The organism is Undibacterium sp. GrIS 1.8 (genome assembly GCF_040544445.1).
Lineage (GTDB): Bacteria > Pseudomonadota > Gammaproteobacteria > Burkholderiales > Burkholderiaceae_D > Undibacterium.
In genome coordinates, this window is record NZ_JBEONQ010000059.1 from 1 (window position 1) to 21,709 (window position 21,709).

The following is a 21,709-nucleotide window of genomic DNA, read 5'->3' on the forward strand; positions in this document are numbered from 1 at the left end:
AATTCTTACGACAGCAACTTAAAAATCCGAGTATTACTATGCGTCTTGCATAAACCCGTTTTATTACAAAATTACGCTTTTTGCGTAAGTCCTAAGTAGAAAAAAAGAGGCTGCAACTAAGGTGATTGTGGACGAAGCAAATTTCTTAATCATAGTATGTCTCCTGAATGAAAGAAAAAGCAAAAACTACAAATGGCTTAGGCTGCATTGTTAGTATGTCCTAGCTTTTTTATTATCAGACATATCAAGTGCAATGGCGAGGCAAACTTATTGTCACAGCACGGAGATGACACATCAACAATCAGGCTTTGAAGAAATTGTCGGTGGCGAGATAGGATCAGGTCTTTTTACTACCTAGGCGACTTTCTTTACCGTTAATCAAATTCAGGATATTTTGATAGTGACGGTACACCAATAAAGCGCTCATCACTACAACGGCAGCAAGTTTGATATTCAAGCCAAACATCAAGAAACAATAAAACGGTGCAAACACTGACGCAATTAAAGCCGCAAGGGACGAATACCGGAACGCAAACGCGATAATTACCCAGGTCGCCAAAGTCGCCAGCCCCAGCCAGGGATTTAGCGCCAGCAACACACCTAGTGCTGTCGCGACACCTTTGCCACCGACAAATTTAAAAAATACCGGCCAAAGGTGTCCGATAAAAACTGCGATTGCGACCAGCGCAACCGCGTTGTCATCTATTCCAAATGAAGGCCCCAGTTTAATCGCCAGCCAGACCGCTAACCACCCTTTAAATCCGTCGCCAAGTAAAGTCAAAATTGCCGCGGCCTTATTACCGCTGCGCAGCACATTAGTAGCACCGGGATTTTTTGATCCGTAAGTACGAGGATCAGCAAGGCCAAAAGCGTGACTGACGACCACCGCGAACGACACGGACCCGATAAGGTAAGCGGCAATCACCGCGAGCAAAGTAGGCATGCAATTCTTTCTTTTGTTCTATTTAAATTAAATATACTCAATACAGTATATTTTAACGTCCAATAATTATTTGAACAATATAGGGTATTTTTACTGATACTCCCCTAAATTAGTCAATACAGGCTTTAATCCTCTAACGCGCATTGCACAGAAATCGCCTGCAACAACTCCACCAATAACTGCGGTGCAATTCCCACCAGATACCCGCGCCGGCCGCCGTTGATATAAATTTTTTCCAGCGTCAATATACCCTGCTCTACATAGACAGGCATCTGCTTTTTTGTACCAAATGGAGAAGTGCCTCCGACCAGATAGCCTGAATGCTTTTGGGCAATCTCTGGCTTACAGGGCTCAACTGACTTGCAGCCGATCTGACGCGCCAGATTTTTGGTTGATACCTTGCAGTCGCCATGCATTAGCACAATCAAAGGCTTAGCGGCGTCGTCTTGCATGACTAAGGTTTTGACGACCGCGTGCTCATCAACACCCAGTTCGCGTGCAGATACGGCGGTACCGCCATGCTCCTCATAGGCATAGGGATGTTCAGAAAAAACCGCCTTATGTTTGCGCAGGAACTGCGTCGCCTGCGTCTCGGATACATGTTCTTTTTTTGCCAAAATAGTCTTTTTTAAGTGTGTTAAATATTGGCAATTATATCGCCTTGATTTTTTTATTAAGCACTTTTGCCATTCTTGCGCCACAAAGGAAGGTATAGGCCACGCACCAAAAAAGCTCATTTATTAAGCATTAACATCTGTGCAGATTGTTTTGATCAAGTTTTTTTATTCAAGCAAGAAATATTTTTTGTTACATCAAATAATTTCTAAATTACATAAATATTGTTTTGTTAACAAAAAAATAAAATTTAAATTTAAACGTTGATTTAATTAATTAATAATCATTAAAAATTAAAAATAATAGCCAATGTTACTGGTTTTTGTGTCTTAATCGCAACAAATTGTTACAGATAAATTACAAAAACTTACATAATAAGGAAAATTTTTTCAAGTGTTAAAAATTCTTGATTTGATTTTTTTCATGATTTTTACAAGAAAACTTAACGTATACAGGGCATATACAATTCTAGACAAACTACTATTTTATGTAGGAGCGTCGAAAAGTTTTACTTATTGACAACAACTAACAAGGAAAAATGATGATTTTCAATGAAAAAATCGGAGTCAGATCTGTGCGAGTTGCACTAACTACACTGGCCGCTGGCTCTATTGTGATATCAGGTTATGCTCGAGGGCAAACAGCAACAGAATCCGTACAAAAAATTGAGATCACTGGATCAAATATTAAACGTACTGAAAGCGAAACGTCGTCCCCCGTACAAATCGTTAGTCGTCAAGAAATCATTCAATCTGGTGCAAATACGGTTCGTGAAATTTTAGATAATTTGACATCGAACACTGGAGCTCTTAGTGACAAAGGCGGCAGCAACTCGTTTGCTGGAGGCGCATCTGGCGTTTCACTTCGTCAATTGGGCAAATCATCTACTTTGGTTTTGTTGAATAGCCGTCGTGTCTCTAACTACGGATTTGCAGATGGCGCGCAAGAAACGTTCGTTAATATCGATACAATTCCTGCTGCAGTGATTGATCGTATTGAAATTTTGAAAGATGGCGCATCTGCAATTTATGGCTCTGATGCTGTCGCCGGCGTTATCAACATCATCACAAAAAAAGAATTTAAGGGATTGCAATTCAATGCTGGAATACAACGAGCTGGTACAAATAATTCGACCGATAAGGAAAAAATCTTATCGATCACCGGTGGTCTTGGCGAACTAAACAAAGATGGCTTCAACATATTTGCTCACCTCGAGTTATTTCAACGTGATGCTTTCACGACTCGTTCAATATTAGATAAGGTCGATCCTTGGTTTGCCGCATATGTGAATCCAAACGTTGGAGTAAGATCAACTTACGCCTACCCAGGAAACTTCATCAAAACCTCTGGCAAAGGTATTACCGGTCCTGCGTCAGGTTGTACTCCTGAGAATATTGAGGGTGGTCTTTGCCGCTTCGACCAATGGGCTCGTGTTGAACAAAGTCCAGCTGCTGATCGAGTCAACTTACTCGCAAGTGGGCGATTAAATTTGTCAAACGATGTAACGGCATTTAGTGAAGTGCAGTACTCTAAAACAAAAACTACTTACAATAGTACGCCGCCAATCATGCAGTATACGGGTGCGGCATCGACTTGGTACAACGCAAAAACTGGCACAATTGCGCGATATACAGAACCTCTATTGCCTGCTAACAATCCGTTTAATCCGTTTGGCGCACCAGTTCAACTACGCTACCGCTATGCAGACGACGTCAGTATTTTCAAGAATGTAGCAGAAGCATCTCAGTATCGTGTCGTCGCTGGTTTAGAAGGAACTACATCTGGCTGGGATTGGAATGCGGCCATCGGAACTATGGGTTCTAAAGCCGAGATGAGACAACGTGGGCCCAAAAGTGTTAACGGCTACCTGAACGCTATCAATAGCGGTGAATACAAATTCGGTGGAACAAACAGCGCTGATTTACTACTCCGCATGTTCCCCTATGTCGGGTTTAACGGTGAATCAACTACGCATTTTGCTGATGCAAAAGCAACGCGTGAACTGATGAATCTTCCGGGGGGCCACTGGGTATCGCAGTTGGCGTCGATTTACGACGCGAAACATTTAAGCAACTTGCAACTGACAATATTCTAAACGCAGAAATTGTTGGTTTCGGCTCTACTGACATTTCAGGCAGTCGTACGCTCGGCGCCGCATTTGTTGAGTTAAACGCACCTATAACTAAACAACTGGAGGCAAGCTTTGCTTTGCGCGCAGATAAAGCATCTACCGCAGAGGCTTCGCTAGTTCCTAAATTTGGCTTAAGCTATAAAGTATCTGATTCATTGCTATTGCGCGGTACTGCAGCAGAGGGTTTCCGGGCACCTAACTTACCAGAAACTGGAAAAGGATATGTATCTGCTTTTCAAAATAGTCTGAATGATCCAAAACGTTGTGCGACAGCTACCCAACTCTATAACGTACTGAAAACAGGTAATGCCATTGATGTATCCGATGGCTTACGCATTCGTGATTCAGGCTGCTCTGCAAGCGCTGGCTTGTTGATAGTACCCAATAAAGATTTGGAAGCAGAAAAGTCAAAGAGCTATACACTTGGCTTTGTGTTTGAACCGAACAAGCATTTCAACATTGCAATTGACTATTTCAATATAAAGCGCCGCAATGAAATTGGTACAAAATCCATTGATCAGGTTTTAGCTCAAGAAGATAAGCTTCCAGGTAGTGTTGGTCGCAACGCTGTGAGTGCCGATGACCTGGCAGCATCAGACCGCGCAAAGCAATTGTCTGGAAAAGATATTCAGTTCACAACTGGAACTTTGTCTGTGATCAAATCTCGATATGAAAATCTGAATAAAACTCGCGTATCTGGTATTGATCTTGACATGTCCACCCGATGGGATTTAGGGAGTAATAAATTAATGGTTGGTATGGAGGCCACTTATAATTTGGACTACCGTGGCTGGGATGAAAACGTTAATGACTATACTGAAAATTTAGTTGGTAATTACGAAAATTATCGTTTTGTAGGAGTAGGAAAAATATCGCTAGAAAGCGGCAATTGGGTAACTGGCACTCGCATAAAATACGCTAGTGCTACTTCACTTAACGACAATAAATATGACAGCAACAACTCCATACAAGGCTGTGAAGATCGAGGCATTCCAGCAACTGATTGCGGTCTAGGCGCAGACACAACGGTAGATTTCTCGTTGCAATATAAGGGTTTCAAAAACCAGTCGATTGTATTAAACGTGGGTAATCTTTTCAAACGTCATGCCATCACTAATGTACGTTTAACTAACCCGCCACTTCGTGATCGCGTTTTAAAACTGAGTTACGAATATAGATTTTAACTACGGCAAAATTAATATCGAAAACTGGCATCTGGCGAATTATCTAAAACTTTATTTAGATGCTTATCTCATACTTCTGATTTGAAAAATATAAAAGCTGAATTAAACGGCTCATTCATATTTTTGAATGGGCCGATTTTATTGGTATATTGAATCTAAAACGACACGGAATTCAAAATCTTGCTCAGTTTAAAATCTATAAACACTAACCCCGTGGATGATGCAAAGCATGCAGCTTTTTCAAACGCTCTTTCGCTACATGCGTATAAATTTGGGTAGTTGAGATATCCGAATGCCCTAGCAGTAATTGTACAACCCTCAAATCGGCGCCATGGTTGAGCAGATGGGTGGCGAACGCGTGACGTAAAGTGTGTGGGGATAAGGGTACCAGTATGCCCGCTTGCGCTGCGTATTTTTTTATCAGTATCCAAAACATCTGGCGTGTCATTGCGCCACCGCGGGCGGTGACGAACAACGCATCGTCTACTTGCCCGTTAAGGATTTGGGCTCTGGCTTCGCTGAGGTAACGCTCTATCCACATTCTGGCGACTTCTCCAAACGGCACTAATCTGGTTTTATTGCCCTTGCCGGTGATGCGCAATACGCCGTCATTTAAGCTCACCTCGATAGACCGTAAAGACACTAGTTCTGTCACGCGCAAACCACAGGCATATAAGACTTCCAGCATCGTACGATCGCGCAAACCATAGGTGGTGCTATCGTCTGGCGCTTGCAACAACGCAACTACCTGTGCCTCGCTTAAAGTATGTGGCAAACGGGTCGCTTGCTTAGCCGATTTCAGACGGGTACAGGGATTCGTGCTGACTAGATTTTGGCGAAACGCAAGTTGATAAAAACGTTTCAGAACAGTAACTCGGCGGTTGGCAGAAGTCGCCTTCGACACTATGTATTTTTGCGCGACATAGCTTGAAATATGATTGTCGTCTGCCTGATACAAATGCTTTTGATGCTTACTGTATAACCACTCGGCAAAAAAACGCAGATCGCGTCGATAGGCTTCTAAAGAATTTTTTGCGAGACCATCTTCCAACCAGAGAGTATCGCAAAACTGATCAATTTGTTCTTGTATTTGTGCAGGCAAAACGATAGCAACCGGGGGTTCAGTGGCCGATTTAACTTTTACCGTTCTCACTTCCACAAAGTCTCCTGAATTGATTTGGTAAACGTATCTGACACGCCTTCATGTGCCAGCAACCAGCGCTTTACACCTAGATGGAATCCTGTCTCATCATCATGGTGTGCAAAGCCTCCCAAACCACCTGCGGCAGTCACCCGATGGCATGGAATAATCAAAGGATACCAGTTTGCACCGCAAGCTTGTCCGACGGCGCGCGGTACTGATTGGATATGCTTCGCAATCTGGCCATAAGTTCTGACCTCGCCACGAGGAATACTTGCGATTGCTTGCCAGACCTTGGTCTGAAACAGGCTACCAACAGGTTTTAGGGGAAGATTAAATTTAAAATCGGCTTGCGCAAAATAACGGGTAATTTGCTGTGCGGCTTTATCTGCGATCTTATCGGTCGCCGATTTTTCTGAGAAGCGAGGAGGGAGATAGACCAATTCGCTGATCAACTGCGACTCGGTGCGAATACCGATTGCACCGAACGGGGCGTGCACAATAGCGGAGAATAATCCGGTTTCTCTGTCGTCTTGCATCGTAATCCCTGGCAAAGAATAAACAAAAAGAAAAACAATTAGAACAAAGAAAAAAGGCGCATCTGGGATGCGCCTTTAAAACATCTTTCGCGTTTCGGGCTGTTTAGCGCTAGCTCACTCTTTTAGCACTCAGCTTGTAGTAAAACGCGTGTCTCCTCAGTGTGTACGGCATGAATACCGTTTTTTGCACTACCGCCTTGTAAATTCGTTCTCTTTATTTTCTTTGATAACTTTTGATCTGCCAAGAATATAGCACTTAACACACTGGCTTTCAAACCAAAATCGTATAAAATTCGCACAAAATCGGGGCGTTGTTGCATATAAGTATAAATACTGAGATTGACTTTAAAATCTACTGGACAATACAAACTTCTTCAAATAAAAAAAGACAGTGCCCATATTTAGATTTGAAAAAACCATTTTTTTCCATTTTTTATTAGAATCCAATCGAAAATCGGAAGGGAAAATTTGATCCCCTATAGTAAAAAATTATAAATATCGTCTACAAAATAAAAGCTGTTTGTAGGCTACGGCACTCAGTTAAAAGCGCTATTTTGGTGATTTTTCCGCATCATAAAGATACAAATGCTATTTGACACCTGTCATAGAGACTTTACGAATAGACTCGATCAACTCTTTACCAATGCGTACTTCCATCTCCGTCTGCACTGGCAATAAAGCCTTACGCCATTCAGCTTTTTCTTGCGGTGTAAGCTCATAAATCGTGGTTTTCCCTGACTTTCTGATCGCGTCAATTGCGCGTCCGTTTTCTTGATCCGCAATCGCGTTGGCATAAGACGTTGCCGTCTTCATCGCTGCTTCTAGCTGGCTACGTATATCCACTGGCAAACTGTCCCAGAATTTTTTATTCACAATGACCGCATAGCCAAGGTAGCCGTGGTTTGATATGGTCATGTACTTTTGTACTTCGTGCATTTTTTGTGTGTACATATTGGATGGTGGATTCTCTGTTCCATCCACGACACCATTTTGTAAAGCTTGATATACCTCGGAAAAAGCTAATACTTGTGGGCTAGCACCGAGAGCACGCATTTGCGCATCTAATACTTTAGAGGACTGAATACGCATTCTCAATCCTTTAAAATCAGCAGGCATATGTAACGGCCTGTTAGCGGACATCACTTTAAATCCGTTATCCCAAAAAGCTAATCCTGTAATTCCTTTTGGCTCTAATTTTTGCATCAGCGCTTTACCAATCGGTCCTTCAGTAACCTGATACAGAGCATCTTTAAACGGAAAAATATAGGGCAAATCAAATACCTCAAACTCTTTAACCCCCAGAGGGGCAAACTTTGCCAGAGATGGCGCCAGCATCTGCACAGCACCGAGTTGGAGCGCCTCTAATTCTTCTTTATCCTTATACAAAGTACTATTGGGATACAGTTCCACTCTGACACGACCATGCGTATTTTTTTCTGCCAGTTCTTTAAAGCGCTCAGCAGCCTTACCTTTTGGAGTGTCACTAGCAACCACATGACTAAACTTGATAACGATAGGTGCTTGTGCAAACGCAGTGCTAATGAGGACAGACGGCAGACAGCAAGCAGCCGCCATTACCACGATGTACAGCCGCGATTTGAATTTCATACCGGTCTCCAGATGTATTGGTATAACTTTTTTGTTCTTTGATTATTCGGGGGCTGCATTGTTTCTACAAGTGTGGATAACCACAGTTGAGCTGAGACGCAACGATACATCAATCATGCTCATACCAATCAAAGAATTCATTAAACTAGCACCACTATGATGACTTTTGTTAAATCTAAAACTTGGCCTAACCAGAAATGGCGTTGGCTCTTACCCATTTTACTGGTTAGTCTATTTGTTACCACATTGATATGGCTGCCATTGCAAGCGCAAAAGATGGAGACCAATGAACGCCAGGAACAATTGATTGCGGATACGCTGTGGGTTGAGCAAGCAATCCAGTTTCAGTTCTTACGTAACGACGATTTACTGCGGCAAATAGGCGCTGAGATAGGCACAAAAAAATTAGTTCCGTTAGCCGCATTAGATCGGTTCAACTCCATACTAAAAAGCAATCACGAAATCCAGCGCATTGATTTGTTTGCCAACAATAATGCCATCATTACATCGACATCAGGGTATCCACTGCCTAATACAGATAACTTATTCCCAAAGCGCGCGCATATCAGTGCCGGAAATTCTATCCCCCCGGCAAATATCGATCAGAAAACTCGCTGTATGCAACCTCTACTCGACCAGAATAAAAAAAATACGTATTTACTGAGCTGTCAGATCCCGCTAGTAAGCGACCGCCAGTACGCGGGCAGCATCATTGTTACTTATTATTTATCAGGTATTTTGGAAGAGATGGTGCCCTGGTGGTTCGCACAGGATAATGAAATTTCGTTAATTGATCTTGACGAAAAAGTTTATGCAAAACGTGCAGCAGGGGGCTCCAGCAAAAACGTTTACACCCATAATCGCCCGTTAGATTTACCAAACGTGACACTGATTTTGCGTACTAATAGTAATAAGAGTGAACCTAAATTACTCTCTAATTTATTGGTGCTGTCCGTCATATTATTGTCGTTTGGACTGATCTGGAGTTTGCTGGCGCTATGGCGTGACATTAATCGTCGGCTGGCGGCAGAAGATGCTTTGCGCCAGCAAGTCGCATTCAGAACCGCGATGGAAAATTCTCTGATTACCGGTTTGCGCGCGCGCGATATGGAGGGCCGGCTTACTTACGTCAATCCTGCATTTTGTAAAATGGTGGAACATCCTGCAGAAGACATCGTCGGCAGATTGCCACCGATGCCGTATTGGGCACCAGAAGCGTTTGAAGAATATCGCCATCGTTTTACTCAATTGCTGGCAGGTACGGTGCCGTCAGAAGGGTTTGAAACGATTTATCAACGTGCTAGTGGTGAGCGTTTTCCCGTGCTGATTTACGAGTCTCGGCTAGTGGATGAGAACGGTGTGCAAACCGGTTGGATGAGTTCTATTCTCGATATTTCTGAACTCAAACGCGCTCAGGAACTGACACGGCAACAGCAAGAGATGCTACACGCCAGTGCTCGCTTAGCTACTATGGGTGAAATCGCATCGATCCTTGCGCACGAGCTGAATCAGCCATTGGCAGCAATCTCCAGCTATACCACGGGCGCTATCAATTTGCTGCAATCATCACAAGAGAATAATCAAGATAATCCGCAAACAAACTCAACGACACCTGATCAGACGCCACTGCAATCATTGCTCTTAAGCGCGTTAGAAAAAGCCAACGCGCAGGCGCAACGTGCAGGACACATCATCCATAGCGTGCACGATTTTGTGAAGAAACGAGAATCCAGCCGCGAGCCGGTCAGTATTGCCGCGCTGTTGCAAAGCGTGATGCCATTGGTGGAATTGCAAGCGCAAGCCTCGTATGTCAACATTCAGTACACCATCGCGGAGCCCTTGCCGATGGTGCAAGCGGATCGGATTTTGCTAGAGCAGGTCATACTCAATCTGACGCGTAATGCCATTGAGGCGATGGAGCATTCGCCACCTGAGCGCAGTATTTTGCGGATCGTCGCGCGGACAGAACATGGCAATGACAAGCAGGATGTCAGCACTACCGATGTCACGAATCACGTCACGAGTCACAGCACGAATCACAGCACGAATCACGTCACTCCGGGTCACTATATTGCGGTAGAAGTGATCGATCAGGGTCATGGTATTTCTGCCGAAGTGGCGGCACAATTATTTTCACCATTTTTCTCTACCAAGCCTAGCGGCATGGGCATGGGCTTAAAAATCTGCCGTACCGCGATCGAATTCCACGGCGGCGTGCTTAGCCATCATGACAATCCCGCTGGTGGTACTATCTTTAGATTTTTATTGCCCATTTAAAGAGAGCGTTCACGCTCCTCAATCGTCTACTGGAGACTGCATGCTTCATATTATCGATGACGAAGAAGTCATCAGAGATGCCCTGTCATGGTTAGCCCGCTCCAGAAATATTGTGGCGACCAGCTACGACAGTGCAGAAAAATTCTTGGCAGCGCTGGATCATCCTCTGCAATACGATCCGCAAGGCGACTGCATCTTGCTTGATGTGCGTATGCCGGGCATCAGTGGTACAACCTTATTTGACATGCTGACCGTTCGCCAAGTGACCCGGCGCTTACCCGTCATATTTTTGACTGGGCACGGTGATGTACCAATGGCGGTCGATACGCTGAAACGCGGTGCCTTCGATTTTTTTGAAAAGCCATTTAACGATAATAAGTTAATGGACAGAGTGCAGGGAGCTTTGGCGCAATCAAGAGAAGCCATCGCAGAGGCCGCCGTGCACGAACGCCTGGCAAGACTGTCCGCGCGCGAACGTGAAGTCCTGGATTTGATCTTGCTCGGAAAAATGAATAAAGTGATCGCCGACCAGTTAGGCATCAGCATGCGTACAGTCGAAGTCCACCGGGCGCATATTTTTGACAAGATGCAAGTCAAAACCGCAGTTGAATTGGCCGGCTTACTAAAATAAGCGACGCTCTTAATTGTAAAATAAGGGGAGTATGTTTAATTTTAGCCTTATTGACCAGCGATTACCTGGACAACTAAAAATACACCATACCAGTATATAATAAACAGTCTTTAAGACTTACTTACTATGAACTGGCTCAGAACTGACTGCAAGCTAACTACCAACGTCAGTAGCGTCAGCAGACACAAACGCAATTCCATGCTGATGCAAAGCCCAGCGGACATGCTCTCTGACCATATCAGACGGGTGCGTCAAGCGTGCTTGCAAGGCACTGACGATGGTCTTATCGCCACGTAAAGAACTGGCAGCATTACCCAAACCCACGGCCAGATTACGCAACCAGCGCTCATGTCCAATACGGCGGATCGCACTACCCTCCAAGTAGCGCATAAACTGCGGCTCAGTCCAGGCAAACAAGCTCACCATGCTGGCGCTATCCAGACCATTTCTCACCTCAAAATCATCCACACTCGCCTTTTGAGCAAACTTATTCCACGGACAAAATAGCTGGCAGTCGTCGCAACCATAGACACGATTACCGATCAGCGGGCGCAATTCCACTGGAATACTACCGTGCAGTTCTATCGTCAAATAAGAGATACAACGGCGGGCATCTAAATCATATGGCGCGATAATCGCCTGGGTCGGACAAACGCTGATGCACGAGCTACATTGCCCGCAATGGTCGCTGATCGGCGCATCCACCGGCAAGGGAATATCTACCAAAATCTCTCCCAGAAAAAACATCGATCCGGCTTCCCGACTCAATAGTAAAGTGTGTTTTCCACGCCAGCCTATACCTGCTTTTTCTGCCAGAGCCACTTCCATCACGGGAGCAGAATCAGTAAACACGCGATAACCCAATGCCCCGATACTGGCTTCAATCCGCTCCGCCAATTGCTGCAAACGATTACGCAATACTTTGTGATAATCACGGCCACGGGCATAGACAGAAATGACGGCGGTATCAGCACCATGGGATTTTTCTTTGACGCGCCAATCGCCGTCACCACTTTTGGGCAAATAATTCATGCGAGCAGAAATCACCCGCACCGTACCCGGCACCAACTCAGCCGGACGAGCGCGCTTCATGCCGTGCGATGCCATATACGCCATCTGCCCGTGATAACCGGCATCCAGCCATGCTTGCAAACCCGGCTCGGCCTGCGACAAATCAACGTCGGCGATCCCCAACTCGGCAAAGCCCAGCTCTTTGCCCCAAGCTTTGATCTGATCTGCCAATGCAGACAAATCGGCTAAATCATGCATACGGAGATCCGGCGCGGTATGATGGCGACTGCGCTGATGGTGACTGCGCTAATGGCAAATACAATGCGAGCCTGAGATAATGATGGCAAGCAGCAAAGCCATCTGAATTAGAACTTACGCAAAATTGTCCCAGCAAGGCGTAGCGACGACACCAACACTCTAGTACGCCTAGCCGCTGCAAAGTAGTTAGGGCAGCTTTGCGCAAGTCCTGTGAATTGAAGAATTGAAATTTCATGTTTAGTCTTACAGCAAATGTCTCATTATAAAACGACCCTCGCGGATGAAGCGGCCACACAAGCTCTGGGCAAACGTCTGGCATTGCACCTGCAAGCCGGACTGAGTATTTATTTACACGGTGATCTGGGTGCAGGTAAAACCGCCCTGACCCGCGCCATGCTGCATGCAGCAGGACATCAGGGCCATGTCAAAAGTCCCACCTATAACCTGGTCGAAACTTACACCGTGCAATTGCATGGACAAGCGGTGAATATTCTGCATTTTGATCTGTATCGGATGACTAGCCCAGAAGAATTTTTAGAAGCTGGCTTCCGCGAAGAATTCAATGACAGCACAATTTGTATAGTCGAATGGCCAGAAAAAGCCGATGGTATCTTGCCACCCGCCGATTTGAACATCTTTTTAAGCGTCGCAGGCGAGGGGCGTAAGGTAGAATTGCAAGCCTTGTCTGACAAAGGTAATGCATGTTTAGCAAAATTGAATTTCGCTCCCAATCTGTAAGCCAAAATGAGGCTTCAGTAGACGCAGCTGAGGTTATAACTAAAGGCGTAAAAACCCGGCGCACCTTCCTCAAGGCGGGGAGCACGCTACTCATTTCCATCACTGTTCCCAGTCTTATCCCGAATATTGCGCAGGCGGCCCAAATTTTGGCAGTACGCGTCTGGCCCGCTGACGACTATACCCGCGTCACGCTGGAAAATGACAGCGACTTAAAGACTAGCCATTTCATCGTCAAAAATCCAGAGCGTCTGGTCGTAGACATTGAAGGGATAGAACTGAACCCTACTCTCAAAGAATTAGTCGCAAAAATTCAATCTAACGACCCCTACATCAAACAAGTACGGGTAGGACAAAATCGCCCGAATGTCGTCAGGCTGGTGTTTGATCTGAAAGAAGAAGTCAATCCACAAGTATTTACGTTACAGCCAGTCGGCAATTACAAACATCGCTTAGTGTTTGATCTGTACCCATCCAACCCGCCCGATCCTATCGCTGTGATGATAGAAAAGGGCAACTGGAATACTGAACTACCAAAAGATCTGACTCCATCTAAACCCGATAGCCCGGGATTGAAACCCGAAATCAAGCCCGAATTAAAGTTTGGGAATAAACTAGAAAATAAACCTGATCCGGCAAACTCCGAGACAAATAAAGCACCAGAAAAAATTTCCGGCCTAACCCGTATGATCACGATCGCAATTGATCCAGGTCATGGTGGCGAGGACCCCGGTGCGATCGGGCGTGGCGGCAGCCGGGAAAAAGATGTCGTACTGTCGATTGCTAAGCGTTTAAAGGCCAAAATTGAGCAGCAACCCAATATGCGCGTGATGCTGACACGCGATGCGGATTTTTTTGTGCCGCTGAATATGCGGGTACAAAAAGCCCGGGCGGTGCAGGCCGATTTATTTATGTCGGTACATGCAGATGCGTTTGTTAATTCCAGCGCGCGCGGCTCTTCCGTATTTGCGCTATCAGAAAAAGGAGCCAGCTCCACTGCGGCACGCTGGATGGCAAACAAAGAAAATTCGGCAGATCTGATTGGCGGCGTGAATATTAAAACTCATGACAGACAACTGGCCAGCGTCTTATTGGACTTATCCACGACGGCGCAAATCAACGACAGCCTAAAGTTGGGTAAAGTCGTTCTGAATGAGATCAAAGGCATTAACGACTTACACAAAGGCTCGGTCGAACAGGCGGGCTTTGCGGTACTCAAAGCACCAGACATCCCCAGTATTCTGATCGAGACAGCATTTATCTCCAATCCGGAAGAAGAAGCTAAACTGACCGACGATGCTTATCAGGATCAAATGGCAGATGCGATTGTCAAAGGGATAAAAAAGTATTTTGCTAAGAACCCGCCGCTGGCGAAGAACAGATTGACTTAGTGTTGGATTAGTTTTAAACGTCAGACTGAATTTAAGCTGAAGAAATTTAAGCTGAAGAATCGTCGCTAACGGCAAGGATTTCAGCGTCTGAATCACAGCCAATACCGGATGCAATCCAGCGTCGTATTACTCGCTGGATTATTTTTTCTGCCTCCGTTTGCCAACTCAGCGGTACGCATTTTAAAACGTATCTCAGCCAACGCAAATAATCCCTTGGCTGCACCAGCAAACCGCAGCGATAAATTTTCTCAGTATCTTGCCACTGCAAAGCACGGCAAGCACCGTGCCGCTGCCATAAAAAAACCCTGGCCACTGGACAGGGTTCTGCTGTACAACACACACCACAACCATTACAAACTTGACCCAGCGCCGGCTTAACCGGCGCTTGCTGCTTAAGCCAAATAGTGTGCTGCGCTTTATTCATTCACTTTAGCCGAGGTCAACTTAGCTAGCCACTGAGAAATCACTTTTTCAAAAATCGCTTACCTAATTTCCAAAGAGCACCCAAAACAATAGGGAAAACAGCCGCACCAACACCGATTAATACAATCAAATTAAGGTGGTCACGGACAAAAGGAATATTCCCAAAAAAGTAACCGCTCAACACCACCGAGAATACCCAAAACAAAGCACCGATGACGTTGTATATCTGAAATGTTCTATGCGTCATGTCCGACACACCCGCCACAAATGGCGCAAACGTACGCACTAAGGGGATAAAGCGCGCCAGCACTACTGTTTTACCGCCATGCTTTTCATAAAATTCATGCGTTTTTTTGATGGCATTTCTATCTATCCACCGGAAATCTCGCTCTAACACTTTATGGCCGATTAAACTACCTATCCAATAATTTAAAGAGTTGCCACTAATCGATGCCGTGATGAGCAACACCATCAATAGCGCCAGATCCATGTCCCCGCGAGCGCAGAATGTGCCGGCAATAAACAAGAGCGAGTCGCCTGGCAAAAATGGAAAAATAACGAAGGCAGTTTCACAGAAAATGATCGCAAATAAAACCACATACACCAAGGTGCCATATTGCGCGATAAACAATCCTAATGATTTATCGACATGCAAAATCATGTCTAACAACTTTACAAAATCCATAAGTCTCCCGGGTAGAGGCGCAATCATACACCAACAGATCGCAGAATCTAGTACTTAGCACAGGTATAATCTGCGGATGAACGCGACACCAAATATATCCCCTGCATCCCCCTCACCCCGCCCTATTTTGGCGCTACCCGATCAACTGATATCGCAAATCGCTGCGGGTGAAGTTGTGGAGCGGCCATCGGCTGTGGTCAAAGAATTACTAGAAAACGCTCTGGATGCCGGCTCTACCAGCGTCCAGATCCGCTTAGAGGAAGGCGGCGTCAAACGGATAGCGATTAGCGACAATGGACGCGGGATTCCTGCCGACCAATTGCCACTTGCAGTAGCACGCCATGCCACCTCAAAAATTGCCTCGTTAACCGATCTGGAGAATGTGGCAACCCTGGGTTTTCGCGGTGAGGCACTTGCCTCGATTGCCTCGGTCGCCTTGTTGACATTAACGACTCGCACAGCAGAAGCGCCGCATGCCTGGCAAATTGAGAATGGCAAAATCTCACCCGCGTCTGGCGCGCAAGGGACGACTGTGGATGTGCAGGATTTGTATTACAACACGCCCGCACGCCGTAAGTTTCTTAAATCAGAACAGACAGAATTTGGTCATTGCGCCGAGATCGTCCGCAGAATTGCGCTGGCGCGTCCCGATGTGACATTTTCACTGTCGCATAATGGCAAAGCCGTTGATCACTGGAACATCAGCGCGATTGATAAACGCAGTGCCCATATTCTTGGCGACGCTTTCGCCAATGCCCGGCTGGCACTGGATGAGAGCGCAGGCCCTTTGCGCCTGCACGGCTTTGCAGGTCTGCCGACAGCTTCCAAAGCCAGAGCTGATGCCCAATATTTTTATGTCAATGGCCGCTTTGTCCGCGATAAATTATTAACCCATGCAGTACGCGCTGCGTATCAGGATGTATTGCACGGAGACCGCTACCCGTCTTATGTATTAGCGTTAGATTTAGACCCTGCACTTGTCGATGTCAACGTACACCCATCCAAAATTGAAGTCCGCTTCCGCGATGGCCGTGCTGTACATCAGTTTGTATTCCATGCTGTTAGTCGTGCATTGGCACAAACTTCGGCAACATCGTTTGGCACAGTGCCCGCCCCTGCCACTGCAATGGGATCAACTAATAACGGTAGCGGAAAAATCCCCTGGACGAGTGGCGAGCAAACATCATTTAGCCAACAATTTAGTCAGGAATTCAGCGCTAAGCCAAGAGAATTTAGTGGCTACGCTTTTGAGCCACAAAACAATCCGCAAGGCGGCGTTGCACAGACGACGCAAAGCTATGGGGCGCTGTTTGCACGCGATCTCAATCCTATGGGCGATGCGCTCACGCAGACAAACACTGCCAGCTTTGCGGGCAGCGAGTTACCCAATGATGAGCATCCGTTAGGCTTCGCACTGGCGCAGCTACATGGTGTTTATGTGCTGGCACAAAATAGCAAGGGTCTGGTGCTGGTGGATATGCATGCAGCACATGAGCGCATTTTGTACGAACAACTAAAAAATGCGCTGGATGAAAACAGTATGCCAGTACAACCGTTGCTCATCCCTATTACTTTTTATGCCGGCGGGATTGAAGTCGGCACGGTGGAAGAGCATCAGGCGGTTTTACAATCATTGGGATTTGATATCGCCGCCATCTCGCCAACTACACTAGCGGTACGTGCTGTGCCAGCGCTACTCAAGAATGCTGACGCGCAATCACTGGCACGCGATGTATTACGTGAAGTCAGAGAATTTGGCGGATCACGAGTGCTAATTGACCGTCGCAACGAATTGCTCGGCACTCTGGCCTGCCACACCGCCGTGCGCGCCAATCGTAATCTGACGGTGATAGAAATGAATGCACTGCTACGCCAGATGGAACTCACTGAACGCGCCGATCAATGCAACCATGGTCGTCCAACCTGGGTACAGATGGGCTTGAATGACCTCGACAAAATGTTTTTGCGCGGTCAATAAAAAATGAACATAAGTTGAAAAATAAATTGAATAAAATAAATTGAATACCCGCCCCAAAGTCATCGCCATCATGGGCCCAACTGCGTCTGGCAAAACTGCCGCCGCGCTGGAAATCGCACGCCATATTCCATCAGAAATTATCTCCGTCGATTCCGCATTGGTATTCCGCGAAATGGATATCGGTACAGCAAAACCAAGCGCAGCAGAACTCGCCTCCGTACCGCATCACCTGATCAACATCATCGATCCCAGCGAAGCCTATTCGGTCGCCCAATTTTTAACCGATACCAAACGTTTAGTAGAAGATATCCACGCCCGAGGCAAATTACCGCTGCTAGTTGGCGGCACCATGATGTACTTCAAAGCACTGGTCAACGGCCTGGATGATCTGCCCGCGGCAAACCCGGCAATCCGAGCAGAACTGGATGCCGAAGCTGCACGCGACGGCACACCCGCATTGCACGCACGGCTCGCCGCACTAGACCCGATTACCGCCGCCCGATTAAAACCAAACGATACACAACGCATCCAACGCGCATTAGAAATCATCGCACTGACCGGCCAGGCAATGTCCTCATTACTAGCGCTACAACCCAAAAGCGAAATGCCATTTGACATGCTATCGCTGTCGCTAGAACCATCCGACCGGGCGGTTTTACATCAACGTATCGCCCGACGTTTCGACATCATGCTGGAGCAAGGCTTTTTGGACGAAGTCCGCGCACTACGCCAGCGCGGCGACCTCAACCCAGACATGACATCCATGCGCTGCGTAGGTTACCGCCAAGCCTGGGAACATCTGGACGGCATCATCGACTACCCAGAACTACACGAACGCGGCATCATCGCCACCCGCCAGTTAGCCAAGCGCCAACTCACCTGGTTAAGGTCAATTCCAGAACGCATTGTGATTGATTGTCTAGGACAAAATCCGACAGCAGCCATACTAGAGCAAGCAATTTCTTATCAAAATTCCTAATCTAAAAAGCAAAACAGCCATCGCAACAGCGGAAAATCAGATTTTAATATTGACACCCCCAAGTCGAAATGGCATAATTTCGGGCTTCTTGGTGATATAGCTCAGTTGGTTAGAGCACAGCACTCATAATGCTGGGGTCGGTGGTTCAAGTCCACCTATCACCACCAGATACACGTCCAAAGAGATTCTTTGACGTCCTAAAACCCGCGAATAGCTCAGTGCTAGCGCGGGTTTTTTGTTTGTTGCGGTATTTTGGCGTCCATTTACATCCAGCATTTTTGCATCCATACTTGAGCACATAATCGTTTAACCCCAAAATGCTTGGATGCAAAATGCCAAAACTCGCCAAACCGCTCACTGATACTCAGGTAAAGAACGCTAAGCCAAAGGACAAAACATACACGCTAGCAGATGGTGGCGGTATGTATCTTGAGGTTGCACCAACAGGGTCGAGAATTTGGCGTATGAGCTATCGTCAACCTGACGGCAAGAATACTCGCCTAACGTTCGGCGCCTATCCAGAAGTGTCGCTCTTGGATGCACGTAAAAAACGTATGGATGCAAAAGAGCTAAAAGCTAAAGGCATAGATCCAGCACAAACCAGACGAGTCGAGAAAGCAGTCAAGGCGATTGCAGCAGCGAATACGTTTCAAGCCGTTGCATATGAATGGCACGCTAATAGATTGGAAACTTGGCAACCCCGCACTGCAAGTAACGTTCTGCACCGACTAGAAAAAGACGTTTTTCCTTTGATTGGAAAATATCCAATCTCAGACATCAAAGCTCCGATCATGCTGGATGTTTTACGTCAAATTGAAAAACGTGGCGCATTGGATATGGCAAAGCGACAAGGCCAAGTATGTAGTCAAATTTTTCGCTTTGCTATTGCGTCTGGCAAAGCCGATATTGATCCAGTGCCAAGCCTGCGGGGCGCGCTAAAAGCAACTGCAAAAGGACACCATGCAGCGATCACACCAGATGAGCTACCGGAATTCATCTGTGCTTTTGAAAAAATCGAAGGTCGCATGTTTGTACCTACTAAAGTCATGTTTAGATTGATGATGATGACATTTGTACGTACTAGTGAACTGACCGAAACTCCTTGGTCAGAAATCGACCTAGAAAATGAATCATGGGTGATTGATTGGCATCGAATGAAGATGGGCAAAAAGAAGATCAACCCACGCAAAGTGAATCATCACGTTTTCCTACCTCGCCAAGGTTGGGAGCTATTGCGCGAGCTGCACAGCATAACAGGGAATAACAAATATCTGTTTCCTAATCAACGCGATCACGAAAAACCTGCGACCAATTTCGGTATTTTGGCTGCGCTAAAACGTATGGGCTACAGCGGCAAAATGACAGGTCACGGTTTTAGATCGTTAGCAATGGGCGTAATTAAGGAGCGGCTTGGCTATCGTCATGAAGTTGTAGATCGCCAGCTATCCCATGCTTCCGGCGATGCCTATGGCGAAGCTTACGATCGCGCTCTATTCTTAGACGAACGCAAAGTAATGATGCAGGAATATGCTGACTATTTAGAAACCGTTGTTAGCAGCAAAGTAATCGCCGGAAAATTTGGTAGAGCCGCTTAACATTAGCAAAAATCGTTCAATATTTTGTCATCTGAGATTGCAATGCTTTTGATGAGGTTTTGTTCGATGCAAATGATGTAAAAATTTTTCTGTTTAATTTCATATAGCAACCAGAAGCAAGGCTGCAGAAAAAAACAAGAGCCCTGAATTTGACTGGCTGGCGTAACAAAAAGTATTTCTTCTGACCGACAAACTTTATGTATATCTAAACCATAGACTAACTTGAAAAAACTAGGCGTATTTGTTTACATTGACAAGCTTGAAAAATCAGCAAAATCATCTTTGATCAACGGCACGCCATTATTGTAATCATCGATGTTTTGAGCCGCCATCTTTACTTTCCACCCAAGACGTCCAACCGCTACCCCACGGTTGGAGCATTCCTCAATTCAAAGCATTTGCCCTGACCAAATCCTGATGGCGACCATTTATCTTCATAACGACTTCGTTTCCACGCGTCATATGACTCACCAGTATTTCACTCGACTTTGTGAAGCGATGGCCAATTCGAATCGAATACGATTTGAATAGCCAGCTACCAATCGACTGAAAATAAACCGCCTCATCCAAATCACGCCATTTAACACCAGCAACACCTTTCTTCCATGGCAGGACGCCAGAATAAATCCAGACGCCAATATCATTAAAATAAAGGTGATAGCTCCTTAGTTCTAAGAATTGATACGCCGTGAAACCCAAAGACAGAAGTAAAACCACAATCCCGGCAACAACCGACGCACGCCATGCTAGTGGTGTAACAATACAGAATAAAACAAACCCGATCGCAATGACGCGAATATAGGCCGTCCATGATTTGCCTCCGAGGCTAGTAATATCGGAAGGAATAGCTGCACTGCTGTCTTGATCCATATTTACTCCAGTAACTGCGGTTTAAAAGAAATGTCTAAGGTAAAAAATGGCTTCTCTCCCTGAAGAGATGGCAATGCTCTCAACAAAAGCGAAAGAAGCAGAAAGAGAATGAGTAGACTCAGCATCATTCATCTTTCCGGAGAGGAAATGATTGCAAGGTTACCATTACTGTTATATAAAATACAAGCGACACTGTTGCCAGTATCGTCACTGATCTGAGCTGATCTGACTAAAACCGCGTTTGCCATGCATGTTAGCAATGCCCTAGGCAAGCAATCCTCTAATCCCACAAATTTACTTTTATAAGTAGATCAACTGACATTGCCAAATTTACACTTTCATGTTGAAATGTCCACTTTTTAAATGATCAACAAATCACGTCCATAAGACACTCGTCTTATCTTCGGAGTCGCTACCTTATGTCCCTATTCCCTTCACTGCAAGCGCAGTTAAGTCAGTTCTCCAATAGCATTCTTGGCGAATTTTCAAGCGACACCCGGCTCTACGACTTCAGCGTTCAAGACAAAGGCGAACAGACCGAATTTAAGCAAGACTTCGGATCAGGCGGTTTATTAGTAGAAGGTTTCGCAGCAACCGAGTCTTTACACAATATCAGTGTTCGAGACGTCATCCTGTTATCAACCAATCCCAGCATCAAGCTAAGTAGCTTACTCACCCAAACCGCCAGCCTGCACATCAGCCTCAGCGACGGCAC

At 45.8% G+C, this 21,709-nt stretch carries 20 protein-coding genes and 1 tRNA gene; 12 read left to right on the top strand and 9 right to left on the bottom strand.

The genetic code is table 11. The annotated features are described in order from the left end of the window. Positions 1 to 337 precede the first annotated feature (337 nt). Positions 338 to 943, bottom strand: coding sequence for a glycerol-3-phosphate 1-O-acyltransferase PlsY (gene plsY, locus AAKU64_RS19675; RefSeq protein ID WP_354332724.1), 606 nt, complete (start codon positions 941 to 943; stop codon positions 338 to 340). 125 nt (positions 944 to 1,068) lie between these two features. Next, on the bottom strand, positions 1,069 to 1,560 hold the full coding sequence (ybaK, locus tag AAKU64_RS19680; protein WP_354332722.1) for a Cys-tRNA(Pro) deacylase: 492 nt from the start codon (positions 1,558 to 1,560) through the stop codon (positions 1,069 to 1,071). A gap of 539 nt (positions 1,561 to 2,099) precedes the next feature. On the opposite strand from ybaK, the gene AAKU64_RS19685 reads away from it, so the two are divergent. Beyond that, positions 2,100 to 3,653, top strand: a complete 1,554-nt coding sequence (locus AAKU64_RS19685) for a TonB-dependent receptor plug domain-containing protein (RefSeq protein WP_354362755.1) — start codon at positions 2,100 to 2,102, stop codon at positions 3,651 to 3,653. Next, on the top strand, positions 3,647 to 4,873 hold the full coding sequence (locus AAKU64_RS19690; RefSeq protein ID WP_354362764.1) for a TonB-dependent receptor domain-containing protein: 1,227 nt from the start codon (positions 3,647 to 3,649) through the stop codon (positions 4,871 to 4,873). Before AAKU64_RS19685 ends, AAKU64_RS19690 begins: the two co-directional genes overlap by 7 nt. Before the next feature lie 205 nt (positions 4,874 to 5,078). Here the strand turns inward: AAKU64_RS19690 and xerD are convergent, their stop codons facing one another. The 3 genes from xerD to AAKU64_RS19705 form a co-directional block, all read right to left on the bottom strand. Continuing rightward, positions 5,079 to 5,981, bottom strand: a complete 903-nt coding sequence (gene xerD, locus AAKU64_RS19695; protein ID WP_354332770.1) for a site-specific tyrosine recombinase XerD — start codon at positions 5,979 to 5,981, stop codon at positions 5,079 to 5,081. Positions 5,982 to 6,022: 41 nt separating this feature from the next. After that, entirely contained in the window at positions 6,023 to 6,553 is a 531-nt protein-coding gene (locus AAKU64_RS19700) for a methylated-DNA--[protein]-cysteine S-methyltransferase (RefSeq protein WP_354332719.1), read from the bottom strand. A 588-nt stretch (positions 6,554 to 7,141) separates the two neighbouring features. After that, on the bottom strand, positions 7,142 to 8,161 hold the full coding sequence (locus AAKU64_RS19705) for a TRAP transporter substrate-binding protein (protein ID WP_503012610.1): 1,020 nt from the start codon (positions 8,159 to 8,161) through the stop codon (positions 7,142 to 7,144). Positions 8,162 to 8,317: 156 nt separating this feature from the next. On the opposite strand from AAKU64_RS19705, the gene AAKU64_RS19710 reads away from it, so the two are divergent. Both AAKU64_RS19710 and AAKU64_RS19715 read left to right on the top strand, forming a co-directional pair. Continuing rightward, positions 8,318 to 10,438 (top strand): two-component system sensor histidine kinase NtrB, encoded by a 2,121-nt coding sequence (locus AAKU64_RS19710; RefSeq protein WP_354362756.1) that lies wholly within the window; start codon positions 8,318 to 8,320, stop codon positions 10,436 to 10,438. Positions 10,439 to 10,478: 40 nt separating this feature from the next. After that, complete coding sequence (locus tag AAKU64_RS19715) at positions 10,479 to 11,069, top strand: response regulator transcription factor (RefSeq protein ID WP_354332716.1); 591 nt, start codon at positions 10,479 to 10,481, stop codon at positions 11,067 to 11,069. Positions 11,070 to 11,222: 153 nt separating this feature from the next. On the opposite strand, the gene queG is transcribed toward AAKU64_RS19715, so the two are convergent. Beyond that, a complete protein-coding gene (gene queG, locus AAKU64_RS19720) occupies positions 11,223 to 12,338 on the bottom strand; it encodes a tRNA epoxyqueuosine(34) reductase QueG (RefSeq protein ID WP_354332714.1) in 1,116 nt (371 codons plus the stop codon). After that, positions 12,331 to 12,573, bottom strand: coding sequence for a hypothetical protein (locus AAKU64_RS19725; protein ID WP_354332712.1), 243 nt, complete (start codon positions 12,571 to 12,573; stop codon positions 12,331 to 12,333). Before AAKU64_RS19725 ends, queG begins: the two co-directional genes overlap by 8 nt. A gap of 17 nt (positions 12,574 to 12,590) precedes the next feature. Between AAKU64_RS19725 and tsaE the strand changes: the two genes are divergently transcribed. The 3 genes from tsaE (at position 12,591) to AAKU64_RS19740 (ending at position 14,842) form a co-directional block, all read left to right on the top strand. Further along, on the top strand, positions 12,591 to 13,076 hold the full coding sequence (gene tsaE, locus AAKU64_RS19730) for a tRNA (adenosine(37)-N6)-threonylcarbamoyltransferase complex ATPase subunit type 1 TsaE (protein ID WP_322119957.1): 486 nt from the start codon (positions 12,591 to 12,593) through the stop codon (positions 13,074 to 13,076). After that, positions 13,040 to 14,464 (top strand): N-acetylmuramoyl-L-alanine amidase, encoded by a 1,425-nt coding sequence (locus tag AAKU64_RS19735; protein WP_354332710.1) that lies wholly within the window; start codon positions 13,040 to 13,042, stop codon positions 14,462 to 14,464. The genes tsaE and AAKU64_RS19735 overlap by 37 nt, the downstream gene beginning before the upstream one ends. 108 nt (positions 14,465 to 14,572) lie before the next feature. Further along, on the top strand, positions 14,573 to 14,842 hold the full coding sequence (locus tag AAKU64_RS19740; protein WP_354332708.1) for a hypothetical protein: 270 nt from the start codon (positions 14,573 to 14,575) through the stop codon (positions 14,840 to 14,842). A gap of 85 nt (positions 14,843 to 14,927) precedes the next feature. On the opposite strand, the gene AAKU64_RS19745 is transcribed toward AAKU64_RS19740, so the two are convergent. Next, a complete protein-coding gene (locus tag AAKU64_RS19745) occupies positions 14,928 to 15,572 on the bottom strand; it encodes a VTT domain-containing protein (RefSeq protein ID WP_322119960.1) in 645 nt (214 codons plus the stop codon). 76 nt (positions 15,573 to 15,648) lie between these two features. Between AAKU64_RS19745 and mutL the strand changes: the two genes are divergently transcribed. The 4 genes from mutL to AAKU64_RS19765 all read left to right on the top strand — a co-directional run bounded on the left by mutL (position 15,649) and on the right by AAKU64_RS19765 (position 20,124). Then, the gene (mutL, locus tag AAKU64_RS19750; protein WP_354362757.1) at positions 15,649 to 17,550 is read left to right on the top strand and encodes a DNA mismatch repair endonuclease MutL; all 1,902 of its coding nucleotides are present in this window, start codon (positions 15,649 to 15,651) and stop codon (positions 17,548 to 17,550) included. 40 nt (positions 17,551 to 17,590) lie between these two features. Next, positions 17,591 to 18,529 carry a tRNA (adenosine(37)-N6)-dimethylallyltransferase MiaA gene (miaA, locus tag AAKU64_RS19755; protein WP_354362758.1) on the top strand — a complete coding sequence of 313 codons (939 nt, stop codon included), beginning with the start codon at positions 17,591 to 17,593 and terminating at the stop codon, positions 18,527 to 18,529. Positions 18,530 to 18,619: 90 nt separating this feature from the next. Beyond that, positions 18,620 to 18,696, top strand: a tRNA-Met gene (locus AAKU64_RS19760). Positions 18,697 to 18,861: 165 nt separating this feature from the next. Next, positions 18,862 to 20,124 (top strand): tyrosine-type recombinase/integrase, encoded by a 1,263-nt coding sequence (locus AAKU64_RS19765; RefSeq protein WP_354362759.1) that lies wholly within the window; start codon positions 18,862 to 18,864, stop codon positions 20,122 to 20,124. 384 nt (positions 20,125 to 20,508) lie between these two features. Here AAKU64_RS19765 and AAKU64_RS19770 read toward each other — a convergent pair whose 3' ends face one another. Beyond that, entirely contained in the window at positions 20,509 to 20,994 is a 486-nt protein-coding gene (locus tag AAKU64_RS19770; RefSeq protein ID WP_354362761.1) for a hypothetical protein, read from the bottom strand. 419 nt (positions 20,995 to 21,413) lie between these two features. Between AAKU64_RS19770 and AAKU64_RS19775 the strand changes: the two genes are divergently transcribed. Next, a partial coding sequence (locus AAKU64_RS19775; RefSeq protein ID WP_354362763.1) for a hypothetical protein occupies positions 21,414 to 21,709 on the top strand: 296 nt, incomplete at its 3' end.